General features: G+C 39.9%; 18 protein-coding genes and 2 tRNA genes. 9 read left to right on the top strand and 11 right to left on the bottom strand.

Annotated elements, in window-relative coordinates; all coding sequences use genetic code 11:
• Positions 1–204: 204 nt before the first annotated feature.
• Positions 205–966: an imidazole glycerol phosphate synthase subunit HisF gene (gene hisF / locus B9T30_RS07280; RefSeq protein ID WP_319830012.1), complete on the bottom strand. Its 762-nt coding sequence runs from the start codon at positions 964–966 to the stop codon at positions 205–207.
• 110 nt (positions 967–1,076) lie between these two features.
• Here hisF and B9T30_RS07275 point away from each other — a divergent pair, with 110 nt between their 5' ends.
• The 3 genes from B9T30_RS07275 to B9T30_RS07265 are packed head-to-tail and all read left to right on the top strand — an operon-like array spanning position 1,077 to position 3,091.
• The gene (locus B9T30_RS07275) at positions 1,077–2,027 is read left to right on the top strand and encodes a homoserine kinase (RefSeq protein ID WP_086184383.1); all 951 of its coding nucleotides are present in this window, start codon (positions 1,077–1,079) and stop codon (positions 2,025–2,027) included.
• A 14-nt stretch (positions 2,028–2,041) separates the two neighbouring features.
• Positions 2,042–2,668 carry a DUF1294 domain-containing protein gene (locus B9T30_RS07270; RefSeq protein ID WP_086184382.1) on the top strand — a complete coding sequence of 209 codons (627 nt, stop codon included), beginning with the start codon at positions 2,042–2,044 and terminating at the stop codon, positions 2,666–2,668.
• Positions 2,669–2,698: 30 nt separating this feature from the next.
• Positions 2,699–3,091, top strand: a complete 393-nt coding sequence (locus tag B9T30_RS07265) for a DUF4870 family protein (RefSeq protein WP_086184404.1) — start codon at positions 2,699–2,701, stop codon at positions 3,089–3,091.
• 31 nt (positions 3,092–3,122) lie between these two features.
• Here B9T30_RS07265 and B9T30_RS07260 read toward each other — a convergent pair whose 3' ends face one another.
• Complete coding sequence (locus tag B9T30_RS07260; protein WP_086184381.1) at positions 3,123–4,028, bottom strand: DMT family transporter; 906 nt, start codon at positions 4,026–4,028, stop codon at positions 3,123–3,125.
• An 88-nt stretch (positions 4,029–4,116) separates the two neighbouring features.
• Here B9T30_RS07260 and B9T30_RS07255 point away from each other — a divergent pair, with 88 nt between their 5' ends.
• Complete coding sequence (locus tag B9T30_RS07255; protein WP_086184380.1) at positions 4,117–4,668, top strand: helix-turn-helix domain-containing protein; 552 nt, start codon at positions 4,117–4,119, stop codon at positions 4,666–4,668.
• Between the two features lie 51 nt (positions 4,669–4,719).
• Here B9T30_RS07255 and hisA read toward each other — a convergent pair whose 3' ends face one another.
• From hisA to hisB, 5 genes are all read right to left on the bottom strand, one after another.
• A complete protein-coding gene (gene hisA, locus B9T30_RS07250) occupies positions 4,720–5,451 on the bottom strand; it encodes a 1-(5-phosphoribosyl)-5-[(5-phosphoribosylamino)methylideneamino]imidazole-4-carboxamide isomerase (protein WP_086165269.1) in 732 nt (243 codons plus the stop codon).
• 69 nt (positions 5,452–5,520) lie between these two features.
• Complete coding sequence (locus B9T30_RS07245) at positions 5,521–6,201, bottom strand: 3'-5' exonuclease (protein ID WP_086184379.1); 681 nt, start codon at positions 6,199–6,201, stop codon at positions 5,521–5,523.
• Between the two features lie 106 nt (positions 6,202–6,307).
• A complete protein-coding gene (locus B9T30_RS07240; RefSeq protein ID WP_086184378.1) occupies positions 6,308–6,826 on the bottom strand; it encodes a DUF805 domain-containing protein in 519 nt (172 codons plus the stop codon).
• A gap of 134 nt (positions 6,827–6,960) precedes the next feature.
• On the bottom strand, positions 6,961–7,578 hold the full coding sequence (gene hisH, locus B9T30_RS07235; RefSeq protein WP_086184377.1) for an imidazole glycerol phosphate synthase subunit HisH: 618 nt from the start codon (positions 7,576–7,578) through the stop codon (positions 6,961–6,963).
• On the bottom strand, positions 7,578–8,171 hold the full coding sequence (hisB, locus tag B9T30_RS07230; protein ID WP_086184376.1) for an imidazoleglycerol-phosphate dehydratase HisB: 594 nt from the start codon (positions 8,169–8,171) through the stop codon (positions 7,578–7,580). Before hisB ends, hisH begins: the two co-directional genes overlap by 1 nt.
• 96 nt (positions 8,172–8,267) lie before the next feature.
• Here hisB and B9T30_RS07225 point away from each other — a divergent pair, with 96 nt between their 5' ends.
• From B9T30_RS07225 to B9T30_RS07205, 5 genes are all read left to right on the top strand, one after another.
• Positions 8,268–8,645, top strand: a complete 378-nt coding sequence (locus B9T30_RS07225) for a GNAT family N-acetyltransferase (RefSeq protein WP_086184375.1) — start codon at positions 8,268–8,270, stop codon at positions 8,643–8,645.
• A 198-nt stretch (positions 8,646–8,843) separates the two neighbouring features.
• A tRNA-Phe gene (locus B9T30_RS07220) sits at positions 8,844–8,919 on the top strand.
• Between the two features lie 135 nt (positions 8,920–9,054).
• Positions 9,055–9,130 (top strand) — tRNA-Phe (locus tag B9T30_RS07215).
• A gap of 128 nt (positions 9,131–9,258) precedes the next feature.
• Positions 9,259–9,993, top strand: coding sequence for a class I SAM-dependent methyltransferase (locus B9T30_RS07210; protein WP_086184403.1), 735 nt, complete (start codon positions 9,259–9,261; stop codon positions 9,991–9,993).
• A 270-nt stretch (positions 9,994–10,263) separates the two neighbouring features.
• Positions 10,264–10,722 (top strand): hypothetical protein, encoded by a 459-nt coding sequence (locus B9T30_RS07205; protein WP_086184402.1) that lies wholly within the window; start codon positions 10,264–10,266, stop codon positions 10,720–10,722.
• Between the two features lie 156 nt (positions 10,723–10,878).
• Here B9T30_RS07205 and B9T30_RS07200 read toward each other — a convergent pair whose 3' ends face one another.
• The 4 genes from B9T30_RS07200 to fadA form a co-directional block, all read right to left on the bottom strand.
• Positions 10,879–11,325 carry a hypothetical protein gene (locus B9T30_RS07200; protein WP_086184374.1) on the bottom strand — a complete coding sequence of 149 codons (447 nt, stop codon included), beginning with the start codon at positions 11,323–11,325 and terminating at the stop codon, positions 10,879–10,881.
• Positions 11,326–11,759: 434 nt separating this feature from the next.
• On the bottom strand, positions 11,760–12,458 hold the full coding sequence (locus B9T30_RS07195; RefSeq protein WP_086184373.1) for a hypothetical protein: 699 nt from the start codon (positions 12,456–12,458) through the stop codon (positions 11,760–11,762).
• Between the two features lie 181 nt (positions 12,459–12,639).
• Positions 12,640–13,263 (bottom strand): PH domain-containing protein, encoded by a 624-nt coding sequence (locus B9T30_RS07190; protein ID WP_086184372.1) that lies wholly within the window; start codon positions 13,261–13,263, stop codon positions 12,640–12,642.
• A 169-nt stretch (positions 13,264–13,432) separates the two neighbouring features.
• Positions 13,433–14,605, bottom strand: a complete 1,173-nt coding sequence (gene fadA, locus B9T30_RS07185) for an acetyl-CoA C-acyltransferase FadA (RefSeq protein ID WP_086165259.1) — start codon at positions 14,603–14,605, stop codon at positions 13,433–13,435.
• Positions 14,606–14,610 lie beyond the last annotated feature (5 nt).

The following is a 14,610-nucleotide window of genomic DNA, read 5'->3' as shown; positions in this document are numbered from 1 at the left end:
AAAGTTGTAATGTCCTTGAGTTGGTTAGGGTATATATGCTTTATGGTATGGTTTAGAGATTGCAAGAAACCACGCGCTGTCGTTTTTTGAGTTTATAGGGAGTCTTAAAGGCTCCTTTTTTTTTATCGTAAAATTTTGATCATGCTTAAAATAAAAAGGAGTGTTGTTAAAACACTCCTTTTAGATCAGTAAAACAGTAAAAGCTTAAAGACGCATTTCAATGCCTTGAGCTGCAAGATATTGTTTTGCTTCAGGAATGGTGTGTTGACCAAAGTGGAAAATAGAGGCAGCTAAAACGGCATCTGCACCACCTTGTAAAATACCATCAGCCAAATGCTGTAAACATCCGACACCACCTGATGCAATAGTTGGAATGGTGACACGATCATTGATTTGACGCATCAATTTAAGATCATAACCCGCTTTGGTGCCATCAGCATCCATCGAGGTAATCAGCAGTTCGCCTGCGCCAAAGTCAGCCATTTTTACAGCCCATTCAATGGCATCAATTCCCGTTGCTTTACGACCGCCATGGGTGAAAATTTCCCATTTATTCTCGCCCGTTTTTTTCGCATCAATGGCCACCACAATACATTGCGCGCCAAAGCGTTGAGATGCTTCTTGAACAAATTCTGGGTTAAACACCGCAGCGGAATTAATGCTGACTTTATCTGCGCCAGCATTTAACAATAAGCGAATATCTTCGACTTTACGAACACCACCACCCACGGTTAACGGCACGAATACGCTTTCAGCCATACGTTCAACAGTACGGTAAGTGGTGTCACGACCACCCGATGTTGCGGTAATGTCTAAGAAGGTAATTTCATCTGCACCTTGTTCATTATAACGGCGCGCAACTTCAACTGGGTCACCTGCATCACGAATATCAAGGAATTGAACGCCTTTCACTACTCGACCATTATCTACGTCAAGGCAAGGAATAATACGTTTAGCAAGCATAATTTTTTCCAAAAATAACAGTCGATTATGAAACTTCGCCACGAAGGTGCTACACCTTGGTAGTGGGAGCGGGTATTCTAGCAAAATTATGTAAGTTTTTTTGCAGGTTTTCTATGTCGGTTTATACCACTTTGACTTTACAGGAAGTTCAGACTTTTGCAGCACCTTATGGATTAGAGGTCGTTGATCTGATTCCCATTCAAGGCGGTATTCAAAATACAAACTATTTTTTGGTTGCTAAAAATGCCATGCAGTATGTACTGACTGTATTTGAAGAAATGGATGAGCAAGGTGCAGCAGAGTTGGTTCCTGTACTTGAGCATTTAGCTCAACATGGTTTGGCAGTACCCGTACCTTTAAATTATGCGGGTAAAGCGATTCATAGCCTGAAAGACAAGCCTGCGCAAATTGCGCCACGCATGATGGGTGAACACCCGATGCCGTCAACTTTAGAACAGGCAGAAGCCATTGCCATTGCACAGGCAAAAATACATGTCGCTTTACAAGACTTTCCACTTGAACGGGCAGAGTATCGCAACCATGATTATTGGTTACAAGTCGCTAAAGAATTAAAACCGACTTTAAATCCTGCGGATGCTATTTTATTGAGTGAAGTCCTTGGTTTGTATGATGCACTGACTGCGGTCTATCCAAATCGTCCGACAGGTTTTATTCATTCCGACTTATTTCGGGATAATACTTTATTTAATGGTAATCAACTCAACGGGATTCTAGATTTCTACGAACTCAATAAAGATGAGTTTCTGTTTGATATTGCCATTACTTTAAATGACTTCTGTACCGAATATCCTGAAGTTCATTTAAATGAAGTCAAAGCGCAGGCTTTTTTAGCAGCTTATGAAACGGTGCGTCCATTAACCGATGATGAAAAAGCATGCTTGGAAATTTATTTGGCAATCGCTGCTGCACGTTTCTGGCTTATGCGTTTACAAGTCGCACAAAAAAATACACAACAGGGACGAACTGGGGGTGATATTTTGCAGAAAAACCCACAAGAGATGCGTAATATGCTTATAGAACGACTAAAGTTTGTTACGGCTTAAATAGGGAAGTGAACATGCGTGATCAGGGTCGCTTAGTCGAATGGTTTGATGAAAAAGGCTATGGCTTTATTCAACCGAATGAGGCGACGAAAGATCGCGTATTTTTACATATTAAAGATTTTGCGCGTCAAGGGCCACGACCTATCGTGGGCTGTGCACTGGAATACAAAGTCTTATTGGATGGACAGGGACGTTTCCGTGCGCAACAAGTAACCTACCTTAAAGCCTCACAAATGCAGGAAAAAGTCACTAAACTGAAAAAAGCAAATGGACAGCAACAACAAAAATTAAAAGCGATGCAAATCGCGTGTATTGCTTATATCTTGGCACTGGCCGTTTTTAGCATCGCTGGATTACTTAATGGAATGGTATTGTTGTTTATTAGTATTATCAACGCCATGACTTATTGGATGTATGCACAAGATAAAGAAGCAGCGCTACAGGGCAATCGCCGTGTACCTGAACAGACTTTACATATTTTATCTTTTCTTGGCGGCTGGCCTACAGCGTGGTTGGCACAAGAAAAATTGCGACATAAAACAGAAAAACAACCGTTTAGAAAGATTTATTTTTGTACCATAGCTTTAAACATTCTTTTGATTCTATGGCTCATTTCTCCTTTAAATGTCCTAAAGTTTTAAAAGAGAATGACGACTTTAAAAGGTATAACAATGAATTATTCTATTGATAAAGATGCTAATCGTACGCTGACTTTAGTGCTCTATATCCTTTATATTATTGCTATTTTTTCTGGTGGATTGTTGGCGGTAGTGGCATTGATTATTAATTATGTCAAACGCAATGATGTCCGTGGTTCTATTTTTGCAAGTCACTTTACTTGGCAAATTCGCACCTTTTGGTGGTATTTATTTTGGAATATTATTGCTTTTATTCCCTTCTTTTTCTTGTTTTTTACTGGTGAAAATGCCGATCTTTTCGCAGGTGTTGCCCTTATTGCAACCACCTTCTGTATTCTAGTGGTTGGGATTTCTTGGATTTGGATTGTCTATCGTGCCATTCGCGGTATGATTCGATTAAATGATAATCAAGCGATGTATCAGTAGTTTGATTTGAATGTTTAAACAAAAAAGAGTTCTATTGGAACTCTTTTTTGTTCCGTATTTTCTTCAAAAATTTAGGCTTCCATTCACTTAAAATCACTCCGATCACCACCAATAATCCACCCAATAAAGCCATGGCAGGCAAACGTTCTCCTGCAATTCGTCCAAAGAGTGCTGCCCAAACGGGTTCCCCTGCATAAATAATTGCGGCTTGAGAGGGCGCAACAGAACGCTGAGCCCAGTTCATGGTCAATTGAATTAGTGCGCTGGCTAAGCCTAATCCAACTGTGACTGCAACCAAAGTCCAAGAAAATGAAGGTAAATGCTGTTCACCCACCAAAGGCATGGATGCAAAAGCCAGTAAGGATGCTATGGCCAGTTGAATGACCGTAACACGTTGAATATTCACCTTTCCTGCAAAATAACTGATCAGGATAATTTCCAGTGCAATGGCAATTGAACCTAACAGCGTCAAAATTTGCCCAAAATTAAGTGAAATTTGCTGTAGACCATTACCAGTGAGAAAGACTAAACCGATAAAGGCAAACGATACCCCCATCCATGTCATCACATGAGGACGTTTACGGAAAATCAACCACAGTAAAATGGGGACTAAGGGCACATACAGCGCAGTTAAAAAAGCCGATTCACTGCTACTGATACTTTGTAAGCCAATGGTTTGGCTGCCGTAACCCAGCATAATGGTGAACCCAATTAAGCTGCCTGCATACAGGTCTTGTTTGCTGAAGCTTTTTAAATGAGATCGGGACAGTAATCCGATCATAATCGTTGCTGCTAAAAAACGACAGCCGACAAAAAACATTGGAGAACTATAATTGAGTGCATATTGTACGGCTAAAAATGTCCCTCCCCAAATGAGGGTGATCAGGATTAAAGCCACTTGAGGTGCTTTGTTATGTTGGGCGAGTGCAGTGTTCATTTGAATGTTTGTGCAATATATTGCACGTATCTTGCTTCATTTTTATCTTTTGTGCAATATAGTGCGCATTGGTTTTGAGTAAAAAAATATGAGTCAACCCAGCCAAGTCTTACAACATGTCAGTCATAATGTACGCTATTTTCGAGATTTGAAGCACTTAAGCCAGCAACAGTTGGCTGATTTAGCTGGGGTGAGTCGACGTATGATTGCTGGCATTGAATCGGGTCAGGATAATATTAGTCTCGCCAAACTGAGTTTAATTGCGAGTGGGCTAGGGGTCGATTTTGCCACATTAGTCAGTCCCCTGAGTCAGCAGGATCACGCCGTGATTAATGAATTGGCATGGCAAGGCAAAAGCAAAGAAAGTTTTGCTAAGCTGATGACATCTATACCAGCAAAACAAGTCGTTGAGCTTTGGGTGTGGTCGCTGGAACCCAAAGAGCAGTATCAAGCAGAACCTGATCCACAAGGCTGGCATGAAATGCTGTATGTCATTGAAGGGCAGCTCACACTGGATGTGGCGGGTACGTCAAAGGTTTTGCAAGCAGGAGATTCACTGGTGTATTCCAGCGCAGTAAAATACTGTTATCAGAACCTAAGTGATCAAACAGTGAAATTTATTCGTAATGTGGTGTACTAAATTTGAAGCATCAAAAAGAGGTCCGAAGACCTCTTTTTAGCATCTGTAAACTTAGAGAGCTTCGTTATCCCATAAGGATTGCGCTTCACGAAGATTCAATGTGCCTTCGTAAATGGCACGGCCTGTAATAGCACCTAAAATACCTGGTTGACCTTTTAAGTTGCGGACATCATCTAGGTTGGTGACGCCACCAGATGCAATCACAGGTAAGCCTGAGTAGGTTGCCAAATTGACCGTTTGCTCAATGTTCACGCCTTGCATCATGCCATCACGTGCGATGTCAGTATAAACAATGCTCGATACCCCAGCATCGGCAAAACGTTTTGCCAAATCAGTGGCTTTAACGTCAGTCACATTGGCCCAGCCATCTGTTGCAACCATACCATTCATGGCATCGATACCGACAATGATGTGACCTGCAAATTTCTTACATGCTTCTTCAACAAATGCAGGGTCTTGAACGGCTTTAGTACCAATAATCACAAAAGATACACCGGCATCTAAATAGTGTTCGATGGTTTCAAGTGAGCGAATGCCACCACCAATCTGGATAGGGAGTTCAGGCTGTGCGCGTGCAATTGCTTCAACCACAGGTTTATGAATTGGCGTACCTGCGAAAGCACCGTTTAAATCGACCAAATGTAAGCGACGCGCGCCTTCATTGACCCAATGCTGTGCCGTTGCAACGGGATCATCAGAAAATACGGTATCGTCTTCCATACGACCTTGTTTTAAACGGACACATTTGCCATCTTTCAGGTCAATTGCTGGAATGATCAGCATGCTTGCGCTCCTAGCCAAATCTTATAAAGAATGTATTATCTGCAATCTTAGCAAAATATTGCCAATTTTCTAAGCATCAGTTTCAGCTTTTATTGTGTTCCGCTGCATGCTTAATTTTAATAAATGACTGGGAATGCTTTTGGGCAATAGATCCAAACGTAATAATTCTTCAAAAACCAGTACAGGCGCATAAGCATCGGCAGCTGCATATTCAATTTGATGTGGGGTCAGTATTTTTCGTGCCCAGTTGGACGTACTTATTTTTTTACTTTTGGGGAAGTTGACTTGAAATAAAAGCGCCATAGCATTTTTAAGCCCCATTGGGTTGCTAAAGCCAAATGCTGAAAAACATTTAGATAATTCAATTACATTATGCAGTTCAATGCCTTTTTTACGGAATAAGTGAGCATCGTTTTTTAAACCAAAGCCGACTTTCATTTGATTTTTATTTTCAAAAATCGCTTTTAGGAACTCAAGTATTGAAGGATTAATTTGGAATAAATAGGCTTGATCACGACTTGCCAATTGAATGAGATGGGGGCCAGTTGAAACTTCACCTTTGTTAAAGGTCGGTTTAGATTCGGTGTCAAAACCGAAGAGGGTACAAGTTTTGAGTTCTTGTTCAATGGCATGACATTGTTGCAGCGAGTGAATCACCTGAATTTGTTGTAATGGAAGATTTTGAAATACAGGTAATTGTTGAATTTGTTCTTTGCTGGGTAAAACTTGATGAAGGCTGAAATTATTCATTAGCAATAAAACTTAAGTTTTTTTGAAGACTAACGTGTTTTAAGCGTAATGGCAAAAATAAAGCCTACACAAGTGCAGACTTTAGAGCTGTGTTTGATGTATCGCTTTACTCAGCTTTTTGCTGTATTTCGATTTGCCCTTGATGAGCACGCTGCACATAGTCTTGATAAGCGGGTATCGCAATGGCGGCTAAAATGCCGATAGGGAAAATTAACACATAAATCCAACCCAAAACTTTTTCCCATGTTCGCGTTACTCTTGGCAAACCAAACTGGTTTGCATACGCATCGCCTTTGGCAAAAGTTAAATATAGCGCCATACCAATATTCACTAAAGGCACTAGCATCAGTAAAGACAGCCAGCCGCTGTGATTGCGGTCATGTAGGCGGCGAACAGCGAAAATAAAACTAAAGTAAATGAGGGCAATATACAGTATGCCTAAAATAATCATGGCAAAGACAGGCATGTCTTGATTCGTGTCTGGAGCAGAACTAGGGAGCGCTATGGCAACGATAATGCCTAGAAGCATCATGACAAGCAATAATAGGCCATTCCATCCAAGGTAAGAAAAGCGACTAAAGCGCCCAGCAGCATTCAGCACAGAGTCATTTACAGTATTATTCATTATTATGTTCCAGTTTTTTAGTTGGTATTTTAACAAGCAGTCAAATAATAATCGGTTTTTAACCAAGATTAAACAGCAGATAGTGCATCAATAAAAAAAGCCCGCATCATGCGGGCTTTTTTGCGAGAATAAAATTAAATAGCCCATTCCACGAAGTTTTTCAATAATTGTAAACCTGCGGTATGACTTTTTTCTGGATGGAATTGAGTCGCGAACAAGTTTTCTTGATGAATTGCGGTACAGAATTCTAGACCGTAATCACAGGTTGCAGCCACAAGATCGGCATTTTTCGGTTCAACATAGAAACTATGTACGAAGTAGAAACGTGCATCTTGCTCAATGTCTTTCCACATGGGATGGCTTGGGTCTGCCTGATGCACTTGGTTCCAGCCCATATGGGGTACTTTTAAACCGGCCACATCGGGAAAACGTTTGACGCTACCTTCAAAAATACCCAGTGCATCTGCACCGCCATTTTCCTCAGAGTGTTGCATTAACGCTTGCATACCAACACAAATCGCCAGCACAGGTTTGTTGAATACAGCATTGCGTACCACGTCATCAATACCTGCTTCATGCATGCCTTGCATACAGTCACGCATTGCACCGACCCCGGGAAAGACAATTTTATCCGCTTGGGCAATCAGTTTGGGATCATTGGTCACATCTACAGTTGCACCAACATGTTCTAAGGCTTTGGCGGCAGAGTGTAAATTTCCCATGCCATAATCAAGAAGGGCAATACGGGTCATTACAAGCTTCCTTTGGTTGAAGCAACCGTGTTTTCTGCACGTGGGTCAATTTCACAGGCCATACGCAGTGCGCGTGCAAAGGCTTTAAATACACATTCAATTTGGTGATGACTATTTTTACCTTTCAAGTTGTCAATGTGTAATGTCATCAGCGCATGATTCACAAAGCCTTGAAAAAATTCAGAGAATAGATCAACATCAAAGGTGCCAATACGTGCGCGAGTGAATGGAATATCCATCCATAAGCCGGGACGACCAGATAAATCGACCACGACACGACTTAAAGCTTCATCCAGTGGTGCATAAAAATGACCATAACGACGTAAGCCTTTTTTGTCACCCAAGGCTTGTGCAAATGCTTGACCAAGCGTGATACCACAGTCTTCTACGGTATGATGATCGTCGATATCTAAATCACCATCACAGTGAATGTCGATATCGAATAAGCCGTGTCGCTTGATTTGATCAATCATATGGTCTAAAAATGGAATACCTGTATTGAGGGTGCCTTGACCCGTACCATCAAGATTCACACGAACTCGAATTTTGGTTTCGTTCGTGTTTCTTACCACTTCACTGATACGCTGCGTCATAGACACGTTCCTCAAAAACGTCAAAAATGATGATGTAAAATGTTTTTTCGCGGTGACGAAATCACCGCATATTAGATTGCTCAGGAGGGTTAATCAATGCCTATTACCGTACATGCTTATACTTCACTAGAAAATGACGAAGTGCGCAGCCAGCTTGAGCGACTGTATGACACCAGCCCAGAATTTAGTGATGGGCAGGATGCCATTGAACAACTAGAGCAAAACTTGGCTCAGTATACCTTAGTTTACACAGCAGAATTTAATACTAAAGTGATTGGGGCAATTTGGTGCACTGGACAAGGGGAAAGTAAGACCTTGGAAAATATCGTGGTTCATCCTGCTAACCGTGGGCGTGGTGTTGCGGAAAGGCTGGTGAGTGAAGTTTGTCGTATGGAAGAAGCCAAAGGCGTTAAAGTCTTTGAACCTGGGTGTGGCGCAATTCATCGTTGCTTAGCCAATTTAGAAAAAATTTAAGCTGGATTGAATGATAAAAAAGCAGCCATTGAGCTGTTTTTTTATGGGTTAAAAAGTGTCAAAGGTTAAATGACAGAGTGAGTATTAAATAAAAAATAATCAAATCAGGATGAATTTGCTGTAAAAATAAACGGTTGTTTTAAAAAGCACAAAAGTAACTTGACTGAAAAACACTTAAACTGTTTAATACGCGACATTGGCGTGATAGCTCAGTCGGTAGAGCAACGGATTGAAAATCCGTGTGTCCCCAGTTCGAACCTGGGTCTCGCCACCATATTTAAAATCTATTTAAAGATTTCAATCCCTGATCCCATCAGGGATTTTTTTTGGGTAAAAAATATTCAATCAAATAAAAATGTGATGAATTATATTGACTAATGTCCTGAGATACGGCTTAATACACGGCATTGGCGTGATAGCTCAGTCGGTAGAGCAACGGATTGAAAATCCGTGTGTCCCCAGTTCGAACCTGGGTCTCGCCACCATATTCAAAAAACCCTCAAACAATGTTTGAGGGTTTTTTTATGCTTAAAATTGTTAGACAAGTTGCATGACAGTGGGTTATTTTTCTGAGTATAGTCATTTTATAAAAATTGATTTGAACATTAAAACAATGAAAGATCTCTTTTCTCAGCATAGTCTGCTTTATAAACAAGCCCGTCCAAATTATTCCATACAGATTTTAAAAGAAATTTTACAGCATGTGCCTGAAAATAGCTTTGCATGGGATTGTGGCGCGGGTTCTGGACAATTCACCCAACTATTAGCACCGTATTTCGATCATGTGGTGGCAACCGATATCAGCGATGCCCAGTTACAACATGCGCCTTATTTCGACAATGTCAGCTATCAAGTGCAAGCGGCAGAGCAGACCAGTATTCCCACGCAATCTATAGATTTGGTCACGGTGGCTCAAGCTATACATTGGTTTGACTTTGAGGCATTTTATCTTGAAGTGAAACGCGTGCTTAAACCGCAAGGTGTGGTGGCGGCTATTGGCTATGGCTTAATTCAGCTGCAAGATGCTGCGCTGAATCATTTGATTCAACAGTTGTATTTTGAAACCTTAAAGGGTTATTGGGACAGTGAGCGCCGTTATATTGATGAACTCTATCAAACCATCCCATTTCCTTTTCAAGAAAAGGCTGTACCAGCGCTATCTTTACACTATCAATGGACAGCGCAACAATTGCTGAGTTATTTAAATACATGGTCAGCACTAAAACATTATCAAGAGCAGCATTCTGATGATCCACTTCAATTGATTTCAACTGCCTTAAAAGCTGCACCTGAACACTTAGATGTAACATTTCCTGTACTGCTACGTGTAGGAACAGTGAAAAAATAAAGTCTTAGTGAGTTGCTTTATAGACAAGATATTCATGTCGTACAACGAATTTAACATTATGATTTTTTAAAATTTTAGTGAATTTAATGTTGTGTTTTTGATGCAGGATTTGATCTCGTTAAAGAGGAAAAATTAAAGTATTTTTTAACAAAAGTTGGAATTTGTCTAAAACCATTGATCAGAACAAAAGTCATTCATTCGATGGTTTATTATATAATTACAGGTGTTGAAGGTTGTTTATTTACTTTTATTTTTTTGAGTAGAGCTACCATGAATCTCCTAAAATATGCGTCTTTTGTGATTGTTACACTTGCTGTCAGTTTTCCTATCTCTGCGACTTTTGCCGATACGGTTGAACTGCCGATGTTAAGAACTTTAGCAGAACCTGAGTTAAGAGCTGAAACAGGGGTGATTCAATATCAGGAAGATCCTCAAGAAGTCAAAGCTTTGCAGCATAGAGTCATGAAAATACAGCTAGATACTCAAAACTTTGTGGTTGATCCAACCATTGTGACCACTTTAGAGCTTGTGCCTGAGGGGCCAATACCCGATTTAAACAGCTTGCCACTGGCATTGCAGCAACATGTTTTGGCAATTGCAAAAGGTTTGCAATCTCCTGATCCCCGAGAAGGTTTGTATATTATGCTCGCACCTTTTGGTATAGACCGTAATGCAACCAATGTACAAATTAGTCGAGAGCAATTTTCATTTGGTGTGATCAATCGTTGATGGGTGAAATGAGATTGGTCATCTGTCCCAACCAGCGGTAACTGCCCTGAATAGCACGATGCGCTGCCATCTACATAAACACGAATATTTTGATTTAAAAAAAGGATGCTAATGAATAGCATCCTTTTTTATCAATACTTTGATTTTAAGCCGAAATTACGCAGCTTTCTTTTTAAACCAAGAGAAGAATGATTTTTTCTCTTCAGTTTTTACCGCTTCAACTTTTTCTTCAGCTTGAGCAACTTGTTCAGTTACAGCTTGTTTTACTTCCTCTGTTTCAGCAGCAACAGTGTCTTTTGCTTCAGTTGCTTGTGCGACAGCAGCATCTTTTACTTCAGCAGTTTGAGTAATGCTTGCATCTTTTGCAGCAACAATTTTTTGCGCAGTCGCATCTTTCACTTCAGTCGCTTTGTTTGTAACAGCAGTCGCTGTGGTTTTGGCTTGTTTCTTTGCAACAGTTGTCGTTTGAACTGCATCTGCTTTAACTTGTGCTTGAATAGTGGCAACTTTTGCAGCTGGAGTTGCTTCTACAGGTGTAGTCGCCATCGCTGAAGTCGTAGCTGCAACGAAAACCAGTGCCATAGCAGTTTGAAGAGCATTCATGAGTCACAATCCTGAATAAATAATGTGGAATATTTGAAGTGATGTATGGTAGCGCTTATTGTTTTTAAGTTTGGACATATGCTGAATAAGTCACCTCTAATTGTGTGAATATTCCACTAAAATTACAGAGTTATAACAGGATGTTGCGCAATGGTTACATGCTATTAATTGTTTGCGATGACCTGATGTTAATTTATTCAAAGTTATACTGAGAAATCACAAGAACATAATAAGCATGGTTTTGAAAAATTTGAGACGCTAATGTTTGCTTTAGATGAAAAAATTTCTATCACTTGTGAAGGAAAGGGGAAATTCACCGTACCTTTAAAGGTCTTTAAATCATAATAAAAATCCCCGCACTTAGCGGGGTATTTCAAACGATTTGAGCATTAAACACATTTGATCATGTCTAAAATATTCTGCCCTAAATTGAGTTAATCAAAAATCTTTTCAGCCGCTTGAAAAGGTAAAGAAATAACATCAATGGCAACCGCAAATGGCAGTAAAACCAATTTTTCTAAGGGATTCATTTTTGAACTTGATTTATAGCTTTCTTGATTGTTGGTATAGATCGTCACTTGATAAGGTTTGCTTAATGCCTTGAGCGAAGCAATATTGTTCGCAACAGGGTAGACCACGCCTGCTAATTTTAAATTAAAGCAAAAGCGTTGAGCATTCATGCGTCTATCACTTGAAGTTGAACATTCCTCTGCACCATTTTCGATAAAAAATGCTAAATCCTTTTTGCTAATATCTTCTTGTAACTTGACATAAGATAAAGGCAAGATTCCTGAAAAATGACCATCATTTTTTTCAGAGAAAAATTGTAGCTCTTTGGTTATTTGGATATTGCTGGGGTCAAGTTTACTGATTAAGTTGACAAACTGTGCACCACCTTGAGTCAGAATATAGCTATTTTTTTGTCCAGCAATGACCAAACTATTTTGCGGTAAATTGGTTGTTGTTTGAGCTGGTTTGCCAAAAGCGACCACAGTATCTTCAACGAGCGTAACTTTGCTGGTTCTGGTATAGGTTTGAGTGTCTTTGGTGATGAGGGTTTTGGTTGCGCAGCCTGTGAGTATGGTTCCAATGATCCCTAAACTAATCGTTGTCTTTGCGAGTGATATAAACATCCATTTACTCCCAGTATTTTGAATATTAAATAGTAATAAATACTTATAAAAATCTTGATAGAACAATAATAAACAATCCCCACAAAAGCGAGGATGTTTACAAAAAATATTAAATATTCCAAATGTTTAAATCAGATTGAGACTGTATTTTTTCAATTTGACGGTAATTCTATAATGCTATTTATTGTTTGAGATAGCGTTCAAAAATTGTAGAAAAATCATAGTTTTCAATTTGTTTACGACGTTTAGTCAGATTTTCTTCAACTTGAAGTGTGGTTTGGCAAATAATGTCGGGTAAGTTAAGTACAACTTGTTCAGGCAGCTCACGCAGAGAAAACATATTATTCACGGCTTGTTGGGTTTGCATCAGTGTTGATGTTTGACGTTCAATTTCTTTGCATGCTTCGCCAATACTAAATAGTGCCTTATATAAATCACGGACTTTCTCAATTTGTGATTTTTCAATATCAATTGAATAAGTTGCTGTTCCAAGTTGGAACTTGAGTTCAACGTCCCGATCAATCGTACCGGCCGTTTCAAGTAACACTCGACTGATCTGATAATGTTTATATGGATAGCGATTTAAAGTCCGTTTTTTACTCACCGCACTAGTACCATCAAGATGAATAAAAGCAGTATTGGTAAAACAATATTCATCTGTTTTAGCTTTGATTAGAAAAAATATTTTTTCATTGTCTTCATGGAAAATATAGTCATCTATATCAGTCTTATCATAATCTCTCGGTTCAATAATTTTACCGATATCGCTTGTTCCCATTAAATCGGCTGCCATATTTTTAAACATTGTTAGAACCTTATTATTTGTTGAAATCGTGATAATAATTTGCTACATGTTGTTCTGTCTAGTTCATGTTTTTGAATTTAAAGCTTTTCAATAAAAGATCGAGACTTCATTTTATGCAATAAAAAAATCCCCGCCAAAGCGAGGATTTTTATCTCAAACGATTTAAGAATTAAACACGTTCGATAATGGTCGCGATACCTTGACCCAAACCGATACACATAGTCGCAAGACCAATTTGCGTATCTTGTTGTTCCATTACGTTAAGCAATGTCGTGGTGATACGTGCACCAGAACAACCCAATGGGTGACCAAGAGCAATTGCGCCACCGTTTAAGTTGATCAGGTCTTGTTTTTCATAAATGCCTAAGCCTTTCATGACAGACAAGCCTTGTGCAGCAAAAGCTTCATTCAATTCAAATGTTTGAATATCGCTAATGCTTAAGCCAGCACGTTTAAGTGCTTTTTGCGTTGCTGGAACTGGGCCATAACCCATGATCGCAGCATCACAACCTGCAACCGCCATAGAGCGAATTACAGCACGTGGCTTAAGACCTAATGCTTGAGCGCGTTCAGCAGACATCAGTAACATTGCAGAAGCACCATCAGACAAAGCTGAAGATGTTGCCGCAGTTACCGTACCGCCTTTCGGATCAAATACAGGACGTAACGATTTGAATGACTCAAGGTTAGCGTCTGGACGAATAACTTCGTCGATGTCGCATAGGATTTTGAAGCCATTTTGATCATGACCTTCAACACCCACGATTTCATTATTGAAACGACCTTCTTGTGTAGCAGCCCAAGCACGGCGGTGTGATTCAACACCAAACGCATCTTGTTCTTCACGCGAAATGCCATTCATGCGACCTAACATTTCAGCGGTTAAGCCCATCATGTTCGACGCTTTTGCATAATGTTTAGATGCTTCAGGATTCAGGTCGATGCCGTGCATCATACCAACGTGACCCATATGCTCTACACCACCGATGATGAAAACATCACCTTGATTAGTCGCAATTTGAGCCGCAGCAGTATGAATAGACTGCATAGATGAACCACAAAGACGGTTAACAGTTTGACCTGCAACAGTTTTTGGTAAGTCAGCCAATAACGCAATGTTACGACCAATGTTCATGCCTTGTTCTAAGGTTTGGTTAACACAACCCCAGATTAGGTCTTCAACTTCGTTGACATCAAACTGGTTACGAGCAACTAAAGCACGAACCAATTCAGCAGATAAGCTGTCAGCACGTACATTGCGGAACATACCGTTTTTGGTTTTACCCATTGCTGAACGTACGCCATCAACGATGACAACGTCACGTGGATTTAAAGTAGCCATTCACG

It is taken from the genome of Acinetobacter sp. ANC 4973, assembly GCF_002135275.1.
Taxonomy (GTDB): Bacteria; Pseudomonadota; Gammaproteobacteria; order Pseudomonadales; family Moraxellaceae; genus Acinetobacter; species Acinetobacter kyonggiensis.
The sequence above is the reverse complement of the archived record's forward strand: the minus strand, read 5'-3'. Positions and strand labels throughout refer to the sequence as shown.

Bases quoted from the DNA above. Each gene is read 5' to 3' on its own strand.
- B9T30_RS07275 (WP_086184383.1), top strand. From the start codon at position 1,077: ATGTCGGTTTATACCACTTTGACTTTACAGGAAGTTCAGACTTTTGCA.
- B9T30_RS07270 (WP_086184382.1), top strand. From the start codon at position 2,042: ATGCGTGATCAGGGTCGCTTAGTCGAATGGTTTGATGAAAAAGGCTAT.
- B9T30_RS07265 (WP_086184404.1), top strand. From the start codon at position 2,699: ATGAATTATTCTATTGATAAAGATGCTAATCGTACGCTGACTTTAGTG.
- B9T30_RS07260 (WP_086184381.1), bottom strand. From the start codon at position 4,028: ATGAACACTGCACTCGCCCAACATAACAAAGCACCTCAAGTGGCTTTA.
- B9T30_RS07255 (WP_086184380.1), top strand. From the start codon at position 4,117: ATGAGTCAACCCAGCCAAGTCTTACAACATGTCAGTCATAATGTACGC.
- hisA (WP_086165269.1), bottom strand. From the start codon at position 5,451: ATGCTGATCATTCCAGCAATTGACCTGAAAGATGGCAAATGTGTCCGT.
- B9T30_RS07245 (WP_086184379.1), bottom strand. From the start codon at position 6,201: ATGAATAATTTCAGCCTTCATCAAGTTTTACCCAGCAAAGAACAAATT.
- B9T30_RS07240 (WP_086184378.1), bottom strand. From the start codon at position 6,826: ATGAATAATACTGTAAATGACTCTGTGCTGAATGCTGCTGGGCGCTTT.
- hisH (WP_086184377.1), bottom strand. From the start codon at position 7,578: ATGACCCGTATTGCCCTTCTTGATTATGGCATGGGAAATTTACACTCT.
- hisB (WP_086184376.1), bottom strand. From the start codon at position 8,171: ATGACGCAGCGTATCAGTGAAGTGGTAAGAAACACGAACGAAACCAAA.
- B9T30_RS07225 (WP_086184375.1), top strand. From the start codon at position 8,268: ATGCCTATTACCGTACATGCTTATACTTCACTAGAAAATGACGAAGTG.
- B9T30_RS07210 (WP_086184403.1), top strand. From the start codon at position 9,259: ATGAAAGATCTCTTTTCTCAGCATAGTCTGCTTTATAAACAAGCCCGT.
- B9T30_RS07205 (WP_086184402.1), top strand. From the start codon at position 10,264: ATGAATCTCCTAAAATATGCGTCTTTTGTGATTGTTACACTTGCTGTC.
- B9T30_RS07200 (WP_086184374.1), bottom strand. From the start codon at position 11,325: ATGAATGCTCTTCAAACTGCTATGGCACTGGTTTTCGTTGCAGCTACG.
- B9T30_RS07195 (WP_086184373.1), bottom strand. From the start codon at position 12,458: ATGTTTATATCACTCGCAAAGACAACGATTAGTTTAGGGATCATTGGA.
- B9T30_RS07190 (WP_086184372.1), bottom strand. From the start codon at position 13,263: ATGTTTAAAAATATGGCAGCCGATTTAATGGGAACAAGCGATATCGGT.
- fadA (WP_086165259.1), bottom strand. From the start codon at position 14,605: ATGGCTACTTTAAATCCACGTGACGTTGTCATCGTTGATGGCGTACGT.